The 15,692-nt window shown below is 69.8% G+C and carries 17 protein-coding genes; 15 read left to right on the forward strand and 2 right to left on the reverse strand.

Features of this window, described 5'->3' with window-relative positions; translation table 11 throughout:
- Window positions 1–232 precede the first annotated feature (232 nt).
- Genes ACWIGU_RS31855 through ACWIGU_RS31865 form a run of 3 tightly spaced genes read left to right on the forward strand, consistent with a single transcriptional unit; the run spans window position 233 to window position 2,939 of the window.
- Complete coding sequence (locus ACWIGU_RS31855; RefSeq protein ID WP_454405135.1) at window positions 233–796, forward strand: hypothetical protein; 564 nt, start codon at window positions 233–235, stop codon at window positions 794–796.
- Between the two features lie 60 nt (window positions 797–856).
- Entirely contained in the window at window positions 857–2,209 is a 1,353-nt protein-coding gene (locus tag ACWIGU_RS31860) for an Nramp family divalent metal transporter (RefSeq protein WP_454405136.1), read from the forward strand.
- A gap of 34 nt (window positions 2,210–2,243) precedes the next feature.
- Complete coding sequence (locus tag ACWIGU_RS31865) at window positions 2,244–2,939, forward strand: hypothetical protein (protein ID WP_454405137.1); 696 nt, start codon at window positions 2,244–2,246, stop codon at window positions 2,937–2,939.
- A 272-nt stretch (window positions 2,940–3,211) separates the two neighbouring features.
- Here ACWIGU_RS31865 and ACWIGU_RS31870 read toward each other — a convergent pair whose 3' ends face one another.
- Window positions 3,212–4,219: a chitinase gene (locus ACWIGU_RS31870; RefSeq protein ID WP_454405138.1), complete on the reverse strand. Its 1,008-nt coding sequence runs from the start codon at window positions 4,217–4,219 to the stop codon at window positions 3,212–3,214.
- Window positions 4,220–4,397: 178 nt separating this feature from the next.
- Here ACWIGU_RS31870 and ACWIGU_RS31875 point away from each other — a divergent pair, with 178 nt between their 5' ends.
- From ACWIGU_RS31875 to ACWIGU_RS31930, 12 genes are all read left to right on the forward strand, one after another.
- Window positions 4,398–5,447, forward strand: coding sequence for a hypothetical protein (locus tag ACWIGU_RS31875; protein WP_454405139.1), 1,050 nt, complete (start codon window positions 4,398–4,400; stop codon window positions 5,445–5,447).
- A gap of 46 nt (window positions 5,448–5,493) precedes the next feature.
- The gene (gene cpaB / locus ACWIGU_RS31880; RefSeq protein ID WP_454405140.1) at window positions 5,494–6,204 is read left to right on the forward strand and encodes a Flp pilus assembly protein CpaB; all 711 of its coding nucleotides are present in this window, start codon (window positions 5,494–5,496) and stop codon (window positions 6,202–6,204) included.
- Between the two features lie 60 nt (window positions 6,205–6,264).
- Window positions 6,265–7,857: an AAA family ATPase gene (locus ACWIGU_RS31885; RefSeq protein WP_454405141.1), complete on the forward strand. Its 1,593-nt coding sequence runs from the start codon at window positions 6,265–6,267 to the stop codon at window positions 7,855–7,857.
- The gene (locus tag ACWIGU_RS31890; RefSeq protein WP_454405142.1) at window positions 7,854–8,378 is read left to right on the forward strand and encodes a TadE/TadG family type IV pilus assembly protein; all 525 of its coding nucleotides are present in this window, start codon (window positions 7,854–7,856) and stop codon (window positions 8,376–8,378) included. The genes ACWIGU_RS31885 and ACWIGU_RS31890 overlap by 4 nt, the downstream gene beginning before the upstream one ends.
- Window positions 8,379–8,386: 8 nt before the next feature.
- Entirely contained in the window at window positions 8,387–9,724 is a 1,338-nt protein-coding gene (locus tag ACWIGU_RS31895) for a CpaF family protein (RefSeq protein WP_454405143.1), read from the forward strand.
- 34 nt (window positions 9,725–9,758) lie between these two features.
- Window positions 9,759–10,709 carry a type II secretion system F family protein gene (locus ACWIGU_RS31900; protein WP_454405145.1) on the forward strand — a complete coding sequence of 317 codons (951 nt, stop codon included), beginning with the start codon at window positions 9,759–9,761 and terminating at the stop codon, window positions 10,707–10,709.
- Between the two features lie 46 nt (window positions 10,710–10,755).
- Window positions 10,756–11,658: a DUF5936 domain-containing protein gene (locus ACWIGU_RS31905; protein WP_454405146.1), complete on the forward strand. Its 903-nt coding sequence runs from the start codon at window positions 10,756–10,758 to the stop codon at window positions 11,656–11,658.
- Window positions 11,659–11,756: 98 nt separating this feature from the next.
- Complete coding sequence (locus ACWIGU_RS31910) at window positions 11,757–12,023, forward strand: hypothetical protein (RefSeq protein WP_454405147.1); 267 nt, start codon at window positions 11,757–11,759, stop codon at window positions 12,021–12,023.
- 177 nt (window positions 12,024–12,200) lie between these two features.
- Window positions 12,201–12,392: a hypothetical protein gene (locus ACWIGU_RS31915; RefSeq protein ID WP_382634715.1), complete on the forward strand. Its 192-nt coding sequence runs from the start codon at window positions 12,201–12,203 to the stop codon at window positions 12,390–12,392.
- The gene (locus ACWIGU_RS31920; RefSeq protein WP_454405148.1) at window positions 12,389–13,000 is read left to right on the forward strand and encodes a pilus assembly protein TadG-related protein; all 612 of its coding nucleotides are present in this window, start codon (window positions 12,389–12,391) and stop codon (window positions 12,998–13,000) included. Before ACWIGU_RS31915 ends, ACWIGU_RS31920 begins: the two co-directional genes overlap by 4 nt.
- Window positions 13,000–13,602, forward strand: a complete 603-nt coding sequence (locus ACWIGU_RS31925) for a hypothetical protein (RefSeq protein WP_454405149.1) — start codon at window positions 13,000–13,002, stop codon at window positions 13,600–13,602. Before ACWIGU_RS31920 ends, ACWIGU_RS31925 begins: the two co-directional genes overlap by 1 nt.
- A gap of 4 nt (window positions 13,603–13,606) precedes the next feature.
- Window positions 13,607–14,272: an OmpA family protein gene (locus ACWIGU_RS31930; RefSeq protein WP_454405150.1), complete on the forward strand. Its 666-nt coding sequence runs from the start codon at window positions 13,607–13,609 to the stop codon at window positions 14,270–14,272.
- A 4-nt stretch (window positions 14,273–14,276) separates the two neighbouring features.
- Here ACWIGU_RS31930 and ACWIGU_RS31935 read toward each other — a convergent pair whose 3' ends face one another.
- On the reverse strand, window positions 14,277–15,596 hold the full coding sequence (locus ACWIGU_RS31935) for a cytochrome P450 (protein WP_454405151.1): 1,320 nt from the start codon (window positions 15,594–15,596) through the stop codon (window positions 14,277–14,279).
- Between the last annotated feature and the right edge of the window lie 96 nt (window positions 15,597–15,692).

The raw sequence follows: 15,692 nt of genomic DNA on the forward strand, positions 1-15,692 counted from the left end.
AGCAACACTCCGCGGACCCGACGCCTCACTGCGTGAGGCCCGCGATCCCGGAACACCCGTAACCCCCCGAGGGATCAGGCGCGTACACCCAGCAGAGCGCCACGACCTGCACGCACAGCAGCAACAGGGGGAGAACCGCGCACACCATGACCGGCTCCCCGGCGCGCGGCGCACGGATCTTCCGCAGGGCTGAGGCTCCCGCCCCACAGGCTCGTCCGCCATACTTCGCTCCGTGGAGCAGCGCATAGACACTCAGAAGGTCACGCCCGTAGACGCCGCAGGCGCCGACCCGGCCTCCGTCCCCGGCCTCATGCCCCCGCGCCAGGCCCTGGAGGAGAACGGTCTCCCGCTGGACAAGGCGGAACCGTCGGAACCGGCGGACGAGCCGGAGCCGGAGTCGGGGCCGGAGTCTGTCTCCGAGACCGAGACCGAGACCGAGACCGAGGGCGAGTCCGAGTCCGAGCCCGCCGCGGACCCGGCCGACGCCCCGGCCGACCCCACCTCCGCCGACACGGCCGACACGGCCGACACGGACTTCACCGCCTCCGACCGCCGGGGCTCGATCACGGCGGACGCGACCGGAGTACGCCTCCGACTCGACGACCAGGAGGCCGAGTTCCGCTGGGACGAGATCGGCGCGGTCGAGGTGGGCACGTCCCGGCGCCGTCTCACCGTCACGGTCCACACCCCGGACAGCCGCTGGTACCCGAACGACGTGGAGGCCCCGGACAAGGCGCGCGCCCAGGAGTGGGCGGACGAGCTCGACAAGGTCCTGGACGCGTACTTCGAGGACTGACCGGCACAAGTTCCCGCATGCCCTCTTGCCCCCTGCCGCGCTTTACGCTTCCTTGACGGTATGGCGGACACCACGGGCACCACAGGAACGGGCACCGGCACCGCAGGCCTCAACGCGAGACCCCGCAAGTCGAGTTGGAAGTACATCGGCCCCGGCATCGTCGTCGCCGCGACGGGCGTCGGCGCCGGCGACCTGGTCGCCACGCTGATCGCGGGCAGCAACTTCGGCTACACGCTCCTGTGGGCGGCCGTGATCGGCTGTCTGGTCAAGATCAGCCTGGCGGAGGCGGCGGGCCGCTGGCACCTCTCGACGGGCCGCACCCTGTTCGACGGCTGGGCGAGCCTCGGCCGCTGGACGACGTACTTCTTCGTGGTCTACGTCGTCGTCTGGGGCTTCGTGTACGGCGCGGCGGCGATGTCGTCGAGCGCGCTCCCGCTCCAGGCGCTGTTCCCCGGCCTGTTCCCCGCCGACTGGTCGATCAAGCCGTGGGCGATCATCTGCGGCCTGGTCGGCCTGGCCTTCGTCTGGTTCAACAAGTACGCCGTCTTCGAGAAGGTCATGACAGCCCTGGTGGGCGTCATGTTCGTCGTGACGGTCTACCTGGCGATCCGGGTCACGCCGCACCTCGGCGACGCGTTCGCGGGCCTGCTCCCGGTCCTGCCCGACGAGAAGGACTCGGTCCTCAACACGCTCGGCCTGATCGGCGGCGTCGGCGGCACCATCACGCTTGCGGCGTACGGCTATTGGGTCAACGCGAAGGGCTGGACGAACGCGGGCTGGATGAAGGTCATGCGCCTGGACAACCGGGTCGCGTACATCACGACGGGCATCTTCGTAGTGGCGATGCTGTTCGTCGGGGCGGAACTCCTCCACGCCTCACACACGTCCATCGCGTCGGGCGACAAGGGCCTGATCGACCTGACAGCCATCCTGCAGACCCAATACGGCACCGCCACGGCCAAGCTCTTCCTGATCGGTTTCTTCGCCACGTCGTTCACGTCCCTGATCGGCGTATGGCACGGGGTGAGCCTCATGTTCGCGGACTTCGTGGAGCGCTACCGCCGCATCCGCGTCCGCGCGGACCGGGTGTCGGTGACGGGCGAGGGCGTGGCGACGGGCCGACGTGAGAAGGGCTGGCCGTTCCGCGCCTACCTGCTCTGGCTCACCTTCCCCCCGATCGTCCTCCTCTTCCAGGGCCAGCCGTTCCGCCTGATCATCCTCTACGGAGTACTGGGCGCGGCCTTCATGCCCTTCCTGGCCCTGACCCTGATCTGGCTCCTCAACTCCTCCCGCACGCCCCGGGAGTGGCGCAACAGCTGGCTGAGCAACGGAATGCTGACGGTGGCGGGCCTGCTCTTCGTAGTCCTGTGCGCCCAGCAGATCTGGGACCAGCCCTGGTCGGACTTCTTCTGAGTCCTCCCCCGGGCACGGGCTAGGCTCCCGCGTCATGCCGAACATACGTGCATCGCAGCGTGACGCCGACCGGTTGTGGGGAGTCTTCGGGGTTGCCCTAGGGGCCACGTTCGTCGTGTGGGCGGTGTCCTGGCTCGTCACCGGGATCTCCGAGCAGGACGAGCGGTGCGCCCAGGGAATGATCGGCCCGGGTGGCAACTTCCGCCTGGAGGGAAGCAGCTTCCCGCCCAACGTGAGCTGCGTGTACGAGGATGGCACGACCCTCTCCAGCGCCGGCGCCCTCGTCTGGCTCTTCTGGGCGGCGCTCGTGGTCCTGACCGTGTCCGGCCTGGGCGCACTCGCCCTGGAACTCAGCGGCATCCGCGGCGCGAAGGCGGCGTCCCGCCTGAGCAAGCTGGCGATCACCGGCGCCGCCGCACTCGCCGCCGTCTACGCCCTCGCGTTCCTCACCACGGGCTCGCCGAAGAGTGACCCGCTCCAGACCTGCTCGGCGCTCACCACGGGCATCTACGAACGGGCGGAGTCGGTCCAGCGCACGCCCTTCCCCGCGCAGACGACGTGCGTCTACGCGGACGGCAGGACGTACGACCTGGTCCCGGGCTGGACGGCGACCCTGGAATGGACGCTGCTGGCGGCGACGTTCGTGTGCGCGACGGGGGCGGTACGGGCGGGCCGCCACGCGGACGCGGACGCCACGTTGCGCGTCACGGAGCCGGATCAGAGCAGGTGATCGGCCTCGCCGTCTTCCCAGGTGATGGTCGCAGCCCCGGTGACGTCTCCCAGGGGGGATTGGAGGTTTTGGGCCAGTGGACTGTATCGGTGGCGGGGGAGGGGTGGCCCCAATCGTCCACTCCCGCGCCGAGTAACCCGTCCGGCGCGCGCACCCCCGACGCACGGCAGCGCCGCCGGGGGAGCGGCGGCGCTGCGGATCGGAGGGGAGATTGCGGGCGTTCGGGCCGGGGTTGGGGTGGTGGTGGTTCGGGCGGGGGTGGGGGTGGTGGTTCAGAGGCCGTGTACGTGCGGGCCCACCGTCGAGGACCAGCTGTTGCCCGTCGACGCGTCCCAGTTCGTCGACCACGTCATCGCCCCGCGCAGGCCGGGGTACGTCTTCGACGGCTTGAAGGAGCCGCAGTTCGTGCCCTTGGTCAGGCAGTCCAGGGCCGCGTTGACCACGGACGGGGACACGTAGCCGCTGCCCGCCGCGCTGGTGGAGGCCGGTACGCCGAGGCCGACCTGGGACGGGTCCAGGCCGCCCTCCAGCTGGATGCAGGCGAGCGCGGTCAGGAAGTCGACCGAGCCCTGGCTGTAGACCTTGCCGTCGCAGCCGAGCATGGAACCGCTGTTGTAGTACTGCATGTTGACGACCGTCAGAATGTCCTTCACGGCCAGTGCGGTCTTGAAGTACTCGGCCGACGTCGACTGCATGTCTATCGTCTGCGGGGCCATCGTCAGGACGAAGTCCGAACCCGCCTTCGCGGCAATGGACTTCAGGGCCTGCGACATGTACGTCGAATTCAGGCCGTTCTCGAGGTCGATGTCGACGCCGTTGAAGCCGTATTCCTGCATCAGTGAGGAGACCGAGTTCGCGAAGTTCGTCGCGGAATTCGCGTCATTGACGGATACCGTGCCGTTCTGGCCGCCGATCGATATGACGACCGACTTGCCGGCGGCCTGCTTCGCCTTGATGTCGGCCTTGAACGCGTCCTCCGTATAGCCGCCGAGGCCCGCCGAGTCGAGCGTGAAGTCGACCGCGCCCGGCGTCGTCGTGGCGTCGGCGAACGCCACCGCGATGATGTCGTAGTCGCCCGGTACGTCGCTGAGCTTCTGGACCGTCGCGCCGTTGTCGAAGTTCTGCCAGTAGCCGGTGACGGCGTGGGCCGGGGGTGCCGCGGCCGCCCTGGCGGGGTTGGCGGTGGCCGTCGCCGTGCCGGTCAGGGCCAGGGCCAGAGTGGTCAGCACCGCCGCTAGGAATGAACGCTTCCGCGCGGGTTCTGCCGTCGTACGTGCCATTGCTGCCTCCGGTTCAGATGTGGGGGGAGGGGCAGTTGCTGGTTGTACAAACTGGTCCAGACCATTTGGGTTGTCAAGACCTCTGGAATTACCGGTTCCTGGCCAGGCCGCAACGACCGCCTGGGCAACCACCCGGTGAACACCGGGAAGTTGGGTGTTGAGCGGGCAATGCGCGGATATGGTGCTGAGACAGGAGTGCACAGAGACCGGGGGGTGTACGAGCGTGCCGACCGCGATAGCCGTGACCAGCCCTGACCTGGTCCTCGCCGCGTCCGACCGGCATACGCCGTCCGCCGCCGTGCTGCATTCGGCCGAGGACAAGGGCGGCAGGGCACAGCCGTACGACCTCGATCGCGCGATCGTAGAGATGCACACCCTGATCGAGCACCACGGCTACGTGATCGTCCTGTGTCCTGCTTCCGTGCCGGACCTGGTCGTTCACCGGCTGCACGCTGTGCGTTCCGTGCTGGAAAGTGACCGGATCGCCATCCTGCGGCCGGATCTGCCGCCGCTCGGCCTCGCCGTACTCGTGCTCCAGCTGCGGCAGTTGACCATGTGCGACTTCAGCCCGGGCGTGCTCGCCTCCGCCGCGCGGCTCCTCGCCCACTACATCTACGCCGGTGCCGTACTGGGCTCCGTCGCCCGCCTCGACCGCGTCCCCGTCAGCCTCACCTCCCACGCCAAGTCGTGGGTACCGGGCGCCCAGTTCGCCGTGCTCGCCACCCCCCAGCCCGAACTCGTACGGCTCACCGGACCCGAGCCTCCCCGGCTGAGCGGGCCCGCCTTCGGCACCCGTATGTACTACGCCGCCGGGCAGCAGCCCACCGACTGGATCACCGGCACCCTCGCGCCCGCCTGGCAGGTGCAGGGCGCCGTCGAGACCCGGCTGCCCGCCGAGTCGGGGCGCTGGTGGGCCACCGGGAAGCCGGGAAATCCCGGAAAGCTCGCCGAGTTCGCGGCCGCCATCCCCGACATCTCCGTGCTCTACCAGCTCGTCTCGTCCGTCCGGCGCGAGGCGTGCCACTGGTGCGGCCTCGAACTCATCGGTGACCGCTGCGGCTTCTGCGCCGCGCCGCTCGCCGATCCGCCCGCCCCGGCCGCGAAGCCGCCCGGCGGTCGCGGAGGCGGCAGTGGTCTCGCGCCCGCCGCCGGCCTCCCACCCGCCACCGCCCTGGCCCCCGTCGCCGGACCGGCCCGCGCAGCCCTGCCACCCGGCGCCCGATCCTGATCCCCCAAGCGATCCCCGACGAGATCCCCACGAGGTAGTCCGGTCCATGAACTCACGTCAGCGTCGCGGCGTCATCCTGCTGGTCATCTCGGCCCTGTGCGCCGTCGGCGCCTTCGCCGGGGTCCTCTCGGTGATCCGCGACGTGAACTCGAAGGTGGGCCCGGAAGTCGCGGCGTACCGGCTGAAGGACGATGTCGCGCCCTACAAGGAGCTGACCGCCGACCGGTTCGAGAAGGTCGAGATGCCCGAGCGGTGGCTCTCGAAGACCGCCGTCACCAGCCTCAGCCAGATCCGCGGCAAGATCGCCGTCACGACGCTGAAGAGGGGGTCCCTGCTCCAGACCGACATGATCGTCGCCCGGCCCCGGCTCGGGGACGGGCAGCAGGAGATCGCCATCATGATCGACGCGGAGACCGGGGTCGCCGGGAAGATCACGCCCGGGTCGAAGGTCAACATCTATGCCACCTTCAAGGCCGCCAACGAGAAGGCCAAGGACCAGTCCAAGGTCATCGTCGAGAACGCGGAGGTCATGGACGTCGGCAAGCTCACGCCCATCGACGAACAGGGCGGCGACAACGGCCGGCGCCGGCAGGGCGAGGCCGTGCCGATCACCTTCGCCCTCGACCCCGCCGACGCGCAGCGCGTCGCGTACGCGGAGTCGTTCGCGACCCACGTCCGGCTCGCCCTCGTCGCCGCGGGCAGCGACGCGGCCGTCCCGCCGGGCGACCGCTCGTACACCCTCGACGAGGACAAGTAGCCCAGCGACAAGCAGACCAGCAAAGCCGACAAATAGACTCAGAGAGGAGGCGAGCCGCCTGTGAGCATCCGTATTCTTCCCGCGGTGGGAGACCTGGACGCCGCCCGGTCCCTGGTCACGCTGCTCGGGCAGCTGCCCGACGCCGAGCCCGCGCCGCCCGTCGCCGACTCCACCGCCCTCCTCGACACCCTCGCCCGGCTCGCCGGCGAGTCGCTCGACGAACTGCCCGAGGTCGTCCTCGTCCACGAGCGGATCGGGCCCGTGCCCGCCCTCGAACTGATCCGGGACCTCGTCCTGCGCTTCCCGGCCGTCGGCGTCGTCCTCGCCACCGCCGACACCAGCCCCGCCCTGCTCACCGCGGCAATGGACTCGGGCGCGCGCGGCATCGTCGGGTTCCCCCTCGGATACGACGCGCTCGCCGAGCGCGTGCAGGCCGCCGCGTCCTGGTCCAGCGGCATGCGCAGGCACCTCGGCAGCGGCGGTGAGCTGGCCATCACGGCCGGTACGTCCGGCGGGCGCGTCATCACCGTCACCGGCGCGAAGGGCGGCGTCGGCACCACCGTCACCGCCGTCCAACTCGCCCTGGCCGCCCAGGCTTCGGGCCGCTCGGTCGCACTCCTCGACCTCGACCTCCAGTCCGGTGACGTCGCCTCGTACCTCGACGTCCAGTTCCGCCGCTCCGTCGCCGACCTGGCCGCCATCCGCGACATCACCCCGCGCGTTCTCCAAGACGCCGTCTTCACGCACGAGACCGGCCTCGGCCTCCTGCTCGCGCCGTCCGACGGCGAACGCGGCGAAGAGGTCACCGACCGCGTGGCCCGCCAGGTCGTCCAGGCCCTGCGCAGCCGCTACGACCTCGTGGTCATCGACTGCGGTACGCAGATGGGGTCAGCGAACGCGGCGGCCGTCGAACTGGCCGACCAGGCCGTCCTGCTGGTCACCCCTGACGTCGTCGCCGTGCGCGCGGCGAAGCGCATGATCCGTATGTGGGACCGCCTCCAGATCCGTAAGGCCGAGGAGACCGTCACCGTCATCAACCGTCACGCGCGCGGCTCCGAGATCACCGCGTCGCTTGTGGAGCGCGTGACGGGCACCCGGGTCGCGCGCGCCAGCGTGCCCGCCGGGTACAAGGAGCTCCAGGGCGCGGTCGACGCGGGCCGCATGCAGGACCTCGACAGCCGGTCGACCGTGAAGCAGGCGCTGTGGGGGCTCGCGGGCGAGCTCGGCCTGGTCGATGCCGCCGCGCCCGAGTCCGGCCGCCGCGCCCGCCGCCGCGGCGACAAGGGAGCCGTCACCCTGGAGTTCGCGGGCATGTTCCCGCTGCTGCTTGTGGTGATGGGCTTGTTGTGGCAGTGCGTCCTGTACGGGTACACGTACTCGCTCGCCGGGAACGCGGCGGACGAGGCGGCCAGGGCCGCGACCTCCGCCGAGGCCGGGACGGGCGACACGGCGGGCGCGTGCCAGACCGCCGGCGAGAAGAATCTGCCCGGCGCGTGGCAGGGCGCCGCCATCACCTGCGTACCCGACGGGTCGGTGATGAAGGCGACCGTGCGCGTCGGGGTCCCGGTGTTCTTCCCCGGGATCGACGCCGGGTGGACCGTCCAGGGCGAGGCGGGCGCCGCGAGGGAGGACGACCAGGGGGCCACGCCGTGAGGCGCCGGCGCTCGGGCGACGCATCGGCCCGCCTCCGGCTGCCCGCTCGGACGGGAATCGACGGCGCCCGGCACCCACGCACGAGAATCGACGGCTCCCGGCGCCCGCGCGCGGGAAACGCCCCCCGCAGCCCGCGCACGGAAATCGCCCCCCGTCGCAGCCTGCGCACCGACGACCGAGGCGTCTCCATCCTCGAGTTCGCCGGCTTTCTGCCGTTCCTCCTCCTCATCGGCATGGCCGCCATCCAGCTCGGCCTCGTCGGATACAGCGCGAACCAGGCCGGTTCCGCCGCCCGGGCCGCCGCCCGCGTGCAGTCCCAGGGCGGCGACGGTACCGGCGCCGGGCAGGCCGCGATGAGCGGCTGGCTCGACGCGGACATCGACGCCGGGGGCGGTGGCGGCGACACGACCACCGCCACCGTCACCGTGCACGTCCCGGTCCTCGTCCCGTTCCTCGACGACCGGTGGGACATACAGCGCACCGCCACGATGCCGAACGACCGTGCCCCGGAAGGGGGTTGAGCCGGAACATGAGCCTGCGATCACGGGTGACGGTCCGCGAGGAGCCCGGCCCTTCCCGCGACGACGGCCTCGTCGCCGTCTACCGCGCGAAGCTCCTGGAGGAGATCGACCTCGCCGAGATGTCGTCGCTCGCGGCGGCCGACCGGCGGGTCCGCCTGGAACGCGTCCTCGGCCACATCATCAGCCGCGAGGGCCCCGTCCTCTCCTCGTCCGAACGCAGCCAGCTGGTCCGCCGCGTCGTCGACGAGGCGCTCGGACTCGGCGTACTGGAGCCTCTCCTCGCCGACGCGTCCATCACCGAGATCATGGTCAACGGCCCGGACGCGATCTTCGTGGAGCGTGCCGGGCGCGTGGAGCAGCTCCCCCTGCGCTTCGCCTCGCAGGAACAGCTCATGCAGACCATCGAGCGCATCGTCTCCACGGTGAACCGGCGCGTAGACGAGTCGACCCCCATGGTCGACGCCCGCCTGCCCACGGGTGAACGCGTCAATGTGATCATTCCGCCGCTGTCCCTGACCGGCCCCACCCTCACGATCCGCCGCTTCCCGCGCGCCTACACGCTGCCCGAGCTGATCGGGCTCGGCTCGCTCGACGAGCAGATGCTGATGCTGCTGTCCGCGTTCGTCCGCGCCCGCTTCAACGTCATCGTCAGCGGCGGTACGGGCTCCGGGAAGACCACGCTCCTCAACGCGCTCTCCGGCCTCATCCCGCCCCACGAGCGCATCATCACCATCGAGGACTCCGCCGAACTCCAGCTCCAGCAGGACCATGTGATCCGCCTCGAATCACGGCCCCCGAACGTCGAGGGCAAGGGCCAGATCACCATCCGCGACCTCGTCCGCAACTCCCTGCGCATGCGACCCGACCGCATCATCGTCGGCGAGGTCCGCGGCGGCGAGACCCTCGACATGCTCCAGGCCATGTCGACCGGCCACGACGGCTCGCTCGCCACCGTCCACGCGAACACCGCCGAGGACGGGCTCATGCGCCTGCAGACCCTCGGGTCCATGTCCGAGGTGCAGATCCCGTTCGAGGCGCTCAAGGACCAGATCAACTCGGCCGTCGACGTCCTGGTCCAGCTCACCCGGCACGCCGACGGCTCGCGCAAGGTCACCGAGATCGCCCTGCTCGTCTCGCACGGCCGGGAACAGTTCAGGATCTCCACGGTCTCCCGCTTCCTGCCCCACCCCCTCGGCCACGACCACCGCGTGCGCGGCACCTTCGAACATCTGCCGCTGCCGCGCCGCGTGGCCGAGCGGCTGTACGTCGCGAACGAGCCGATCCCGCCGGCATTCGGCGTGCTGGACGGCATCGACGGACGCAACACGAGGGAGGCCATCGGATGAGGACCGAGCGACCCGTCGGCGAGGGTGGCGGATCATGAGCGACCGCACTCTCATCGCCCTCGGCGCCACCATCCTGACCTGCGTACTCGCCGTCGCCGGCCTTCACGCGTACGCGTCAGGGCGTGCCCAACGCCAGGCCCTCGTCGACCGGCTCGACGGCCTGTCGGGCACGGGCCCGCACGGCGGCGGCTCCGGTCGCGTACGGCGCTTCGCCACCGTCGACCGCAGGCTGCGCCGCACCCGGCTCGGCCGCGCCATCCATCTGCGCCTGTCCGCGACGGGGCTCGACCTGACCGCGGGGGAGTTCTTCACGTACGTACTCGCCGTGGTCGTCGCCCTCTGGCTGATCGCGTCCGCCGCTCTCGCGCCCTTCTTCGGGCCGATCGCCGGGCTCGTCGGCGTGTGGAGCGCGGTGATCTTCCTCAACTGGCAGCGGCAGAAGCGCATCGAGGCGTTCATCAACCAACTCCCGGACGTGGCACGCCTCCTGGCCAACGCCACCGCCGCCGGGCTCGCCCTGCGCACGTCGCTCGCGATGGCCGCGGAGGAACTGGAGGCGCCCGCGGGCGAGGAGCTGTCCATGGTCGCCGACCAGCTCGCGCTCGGCCGCACCATCGACGACACCCTCGGCGAGCTCGCCGAACGCCTGCCGTCGCGCGAACTCGTCGTCCTGGTCACGACCCTCGTCCTCGCCAACAAGGCGGGCGGCTCGGTCGTGTCGTCCCTGCGGAACCTCACCCAGACCCTGGAGGACCGCAAGGAGACCCGGCGCGAGATCCGCACGATGCTCTCCGAGGTCAACGCGACCGCGTTCACCGTGCCGCTCCTCGGCCTCGGCTCGCTGCTCCTGATCAACTCGTCGAACGAGGGCGCGCTGGCCAGGGTGACGGGATCGCCGGTCGGCCAGGCACTGATCCTCGTCTCGCTCGGGCTGTACGGGATCGGGTTCTTCGTGATCCGCCGGCTCGGGAAGATCGAGGTCTGACATGGGCGTCCGCCATCCGGCCCACGCCGAGCGAGGCAGGTAGGTCATGAGTACGGGTCTGATCGGGCTGCTGCTCGCCCTCGCGATGGGCCTCGCGGTCCTCGGGATCTTCCTGGGCATCCGCATGTACCGCGCCGAGGCGAAGCTCCCCGGCGACCTGGCCATCGCCCTGGAGGTCGGCGCGACGCGCGTGTCCGCAACCGGGTCCGCGGTCGACCGCCTGGGCATGCGCTTCGCCCCCCTCGTGCTGCGGGCCATGGGCCCCCGCCGCGTCGCCTCGAAGCGCCGCAAGATCGACATGGCGGGGAACCCGGGTGGCCTCACCATCGACCGCTACGCCGCCCGACGCGCTGTCTACGGGATCTTCGGCGTCGTCCTCGGCCTGGTCTTCCTCACCAACGGCCAGACCCTGTTCGCCGCCCTCACCCTCGCGTTCGGCCTCCTCGCCGCGGACGGCCTCATCTGGCAGGCCACACGCGAGCGCAAAGAGGTCATCGACCGCACGCTCCCCGACTTCCTCGACGTCCTCGCCGTCGTCGTCAGCGCGGGCCTCGGCTTCCGGCAGGCGCTCGACCGGGTCGCGGAGAAGTACGAGGGGCCGTGGGCCGACGAGTTGCGCATTACGCTCCGGCAAATGGACATGGGCGTCAGCCGGCGCCAGGCGTTCGACGAACTGCGCCGCCGCAACGCGTCGGAACAGGTCGCCCAGTTCGTCTCCGCGCTCCAACAGGGCGAGGAACTCGGCTCACCCATCGCCGAGACCCTCATCCAGATCGCCACGGACATGCGGCGCACCGACGCCCAGAACTCCCGCCGCCGGGCCGCGAAGACGATCCCGAAGGCCACGATGGTCACCCTCGTCTTCATGCTCCCGGCCACGATGATCCTCATCGCGACGGGCATGTTCCTCGGCTCCGGGTCCGACTTCGGGTCGATTCTGGGGCGTTGAGGGACTGCGGCACGAGACGTCGCGTGGGTACAGTGGTGTGAGCGATTAGTTGGCAGTTGCGAATTCGGCAACTGTGGCGACTCACTGACGGGGGCCACATGTCAGTCGAAGAGGGCTGGGTTCAGCTCAAACAGTTACAGCGCAGGGTGGACGCCGGGGGCGGAGACCCGGCGATGAGCCTCGCGTCCGCCGCATCACCGACTCCGGGGCCGACCGCGAGTCCCACGCGGGGCGCCACCGGCGATCCGGACCTGGGTATCAAGGCGGCGACGATCGCCGGCACCCTGAAGATGTGCTGGGTGGGCGACGGGGGCCGCGCCGCCCGCGACCTGGGTGGGGTCGTGGTGGCGTACGACGGGCGGTGAAGGGCATGACAGGAAGCGACCAACTTCCGGTCAAGCGCGCACCGTTAATGTGCGAAACACGGCACAGAGGGTTGCAGTTCCCGTACGTTGCGTATGGTGCCCGGGAGGTTCGGGGCGGCGAAGTCGTGCGGGAACGAAGGGGAAACCGTGCTGAAGGAACGCGTACTCGGGGTGTGGGTGAAGTGGACCGTGACGGTGCAGTCCCGTATCCGGGGGAGAGAGCGGGACGCGGGGGCGGGGTTCGTGGAGTACGCGGGCCTGATGATTCTGATTGCGGGGATCTATACCTTGATCGATCAGCTCGGCTTGAACGGTCGGATCTCCCAGGCCATCGGCAACGCGGTCGACGACGTTATCGGCGGGGGTTGATCCATCGCCGACTGCTGAGCGATTCAGGGCAGACACTCCCGATCTATATATGGCTGACAGGGATTCTGCTCTTCGCTGCGTTCGCCTTCTTCGCCTTCGCTCAGGCTGCATCCGCTCGCAACGGAGCCCAGTCGGCCGCTGATGCGGCTGCTTTGGCCGCGGCGCAGGACAGCCGGGAGGAGTTGATCGACGGTCTCGGGCTGGGCATAGGGGACGGAGACGACTGGCTCGACTGGTTGGCCGGCGAGGGATTCACCGGAGACGGCGCCCAGGTGGCTGCCGAGCAGCTGGCGGCGGACAACGATTCCACGGTGCTGGGCACTGTCCGACCCACGACCGTCAACGGGTATCCGGGCTACAAGGTGGAGATTCGGACCCAGTACACAGTGGGCGAATCCATCATTCCAGGAACCGAGTCCAAGCACGCCAACGCGGAGGCCACAGCGGTCATCCAGCCGCGTTGTGAGGCCGATCCCGACTCAGACCCGAAGAAGGACGTGGTCTTCCACTGCGATGGCGGTGAGGACTTCGAGATCGACCCGGGCGACTTCACTCCGGAGGACCTGCCTGACGCATCCGTCCTGTTCTCCGTGCACTTGGCCGACTGATGAGCGAACGACGAGAGGGAAACACAATGAAGGGCCGAAAGGTACTGACCGCGGTAGCGATCACGGCTGGGCTGGCCCTCTCTGTGGCCGGTTGTGGCGGGGGTGATGACGGCAATTCCGGTAAGGGGACCTCATCGTCGACACCTGCGAAGCAGGACGGTGGCGAGAAGCAGGAAAGCGAATCGCCGACGACGCCGACAGACAAGACCCTGGCCGAGGTGAAGAGCAACGGCATTACTCTCACCGTTACCCAGGCATCACGCGACGGGGGCGGCTTCGTCACCGTCAGCGGAAGAGTGACGAACGGCACCGACGGACGCTGGATCGGTGCTGAATGGATCAGCGACGAGACGGAACTCAAGAAGAACGGCGGCTCCTTGGCCGGAGCGAGCCTTGTCGATGAGGCGGGTAAGAAGAAGTACCTCATCCTCCGTGACACCTCAGGGCGTTGCCTCTGCACGAAATTCCAAGGAGGTGTGGCACAAGGCGGCACCATCGACTGGTTCGCCCAATTCCCCGCGCCTCCCGAAGGCACCACGAAGGTTCAGTTCCAGGTGCCGACGATGCCCCCCGCCCCCGTAGAAATCTCCGAGGGCGAGTAACCCCATGCCCCCCACCCATCGCCTCGCCGCCCTCACCACCGTCGCCCTGATCACCCTCGGTGCAAGCCTCAGCGGCAGCGCCTACGCCGATGATCCGGAGCCGTCGGGCGCTCCGCCGGGGAGTACGACCACCTCGCCGCCCCCGGAGGTCGACGCCAACAGTCCGGGGCTGAAGCTCGCCGACGGCGCCACGCTCGCGCCGGCCAAGGTGCTCGACATCAAGTCCGTCGTCGAGGACCTGTCGGGCGACGAGCGGCGTGAGGACACCAACCAGGACGTGAAGTTCGCGCTCCAGGCGGAGGTGCTGTTCCCGAAGGACAGTTCCAAGCTGAATCCGGACGCGAAGTCCCGGATCCAGGCCATCGCCGACGAGATCAAGGCGCAGAACGCCACGAACGTCCGCGTCTTCGGCTTCACCGACGACCTCGGCTCGTACGCGCACGGGCTGACGCTCTCGAAGAAGCGCGCGGAGGCCGTGCACGACGAACTGGCGGCAGCCCTCGGTTCACAGGACCAGGACATCACGTTCGCGGTGCGCGGCTACAGCGAGGACTACCCGATCGCCGACAACAACAGCGAAGAAGGCCGTAAGAAGAACCGCCGCGTGGAGGTGACCTTCCCGAAGGGGTCGGCCACGGACTCGGCCGGCTCCACCGGATCGGGCCAGTAATCCGTCAGCCGAGCCGTACCGGCAGTGAGTCCACCCCGTACACGATCGACAGCTTGCGGAATTCCAGGTCGCGGGGCTCGACGGCGAGCTTCAACTCCGGGAAGCGGCGGACCAGTTGGGGGAAGGCCGCGCGGAGTTCCATCTTGCCGAGTTCGGCGCCGATGCAGCGGTGGATGCCGTAGCCGAAGGCGAGGTGGGAGCCGGTGACCTGGCGGGACGGGTCGAAGCGGTCCATGTCCTCGCCGAGGCGCGCGTCGCGGTCGGCGGCGCTGAGGGAGACGAGGACGATGTCCCCGCCGGATATCTGGACCCCGCCTATCTCGACATCCTCGCGCGCGAAGCGCGGGAACGCGGTCTGGACGACGGTCAGATGGCGCAGCAGCTCGTCGACGAAGGGCGCGGCGACGGCCTCCGGGTCCTCCGCGTCGCGCAGCGCCGCGAAGTGTTCGGGGTTCTGGAGCAGGATGAGCGTCCCGAGCGCCAGCATGCTCGCGGTGGTCTCCAGGCCGCCGGTGAGGACGCCGTCGGCGAGGCCCGTGAGCTCCTCGTCCGTGATGGAGTCGCCGTATTCGCGTACGAGCATGCCTAGCAGGCCGTCGCCGGGGTTGCGGCGCTGCTCGGCGACGATCCCGCGCAGGTAGTCGAGGGACTGCGACACGGCGCTGAACGACGCGCCCGCGCCGCCGAACACGTCGAAGCGGGCCACGGAGAACTGCTGGAAGTCGTCCCGGTCCTCGTAGGGGACGCCGAGCAGTTCGCAGATCACCAGCGCGGGCACCGGCATCGCGAAGTGCTCGACGAGGTCCACGGCGCCGTCGCCGTCCGCCGCCTTCGCGAGGTCGGCGAGGCGCTCCTCGACGATGGCGTGGATACGGGGCGTGAGCCGGGACAGCCGGCGCATCGTGAACTCCGGCGTCAGCATCTTCCGCAGCCGGGTGTGGTCCGGCGGGTCGGTGAAGCCGAGCCCGCCCGGGTTCTGGTCGTCGGTGACACCGGTGTTGCCGACCAGGTTCCGGAAGTCGTTGCTGAAGGCGGACCCGTGGCCGAGTACGGCCTTCGCCTCGTCGTAGCCGGTGACCAGCCAGACGGTCATGCCGGGGATGGGCAGTCTGCTGACCGGCTCCCGGTCGCGCAGCTCGCCGATCTCGGCCACCGGGTCGAGGCCCTCGCGGCGCAGCGGAAGGAGCGCGGCGTCGGGCAGCTTCGAGAGGACGGAGAGGTCGAGTCCGCCCTTCTTCCGGAGCCGGGCGAAGTAGAGGCGGGTGAGCCAGGCCGCTATCGCTGAACGGGCAGAACGAACGGAGCGGAGGGAACGATCGGACATGTGCTCGCATTTCGGCGCGGGACGGACGGTGCCGTTACCTGTGTCGGGCAGCGGTGCCCGGAGCGGATCCGCCCAGAGTACGTGCAGAACCCCCGT

Source organism: Streptomyces sp. NPDC055400, from assembly GCF_053644375.1.

Coding starts and splice junctions, on each gene's coding strand:
- ACWIGU_RS31860 (WP_454405136.1), top strand. CDS start 857: ATGGCGGACACCACGGGCACCACAGGAACGGGCACCGGCACCGCAGGC.
- ACWIGU_RS31865 (WP_454405137.1), top strand. CDS start 2,244: ATGCCGAACATACGTGCATCGCAGCGTGACGCCGACCGGTTGTGGGGA.
- ACWIGU_RS31870 (WP_454405138.1), bottom strand. CDS start 4,219: ATGGCACGTACGACGGCAGAACCCGCGCGGAAGCGTTCATTCCTAGCG.
- ACWIGU_RS31875 (WP_454405139.1), top strand. CDS start 4,398: ATGGTGCTGAGACAGGAGTGCACAGAGACCGGGGGGTGTACGAGCGTG.
- cpaB (WP_454405140.1), top strand. CDS start 5,494: ATGAACTCACGTCAGCGTCGCGGCGTCATCCTGCTGGTCATCTCGGCC.
- ACWIGU_RS31895 (WP_454405143.1), top strand. CDS start 8,387: ATGAGCCTGCGATCACGGGTGACGGTCCGCGAGGAGCCCGGCCCTTCC.
- ACWIGU_RS31900 (WP_454405145.1), top strand. CDS start 9,759: ATGAGCGACCGCACTCTCATCGCCCTCGGCGCCACCATCCTGACCTGC.
- ACWIGU_RS31905 (WP_454405146.1), top strand. CDS start 10,756: ATGAGTACGGGTCTGATCGGGCTGCTGCTCGCCCTCGCGATGGGCCTC.
- ACWIGU_RS31910 (WP_454405147.1), top strand. CDS start 11,757: ATGTCAGTCGAAGAGGGCTGGGTTCAGCTCAAACAGTTACAGCGCAGG.
- ACWIGU_RS31925 (WP_454405149.1), top strand. CDS start 13,000: ATGAGCGAACGACGAGAGGGAAACACAATGAAGGGCCGAAAGGTACTG.
- ACWIGU_RS31930 (WP_454405150.1), top strand. CDS start 13,607: ATGCCCCCCACCCATCGCCTCGCCGCCCTCACCACCGTCGCCCTGATC.
- ACWIGU_RS31935 (WP_454405151.1), bottom strand. CDS start 15,596: ATGTCCGATCGTTCCCTCCGCTCCGTTCGTTCTGCCCGTTCAGCGATA.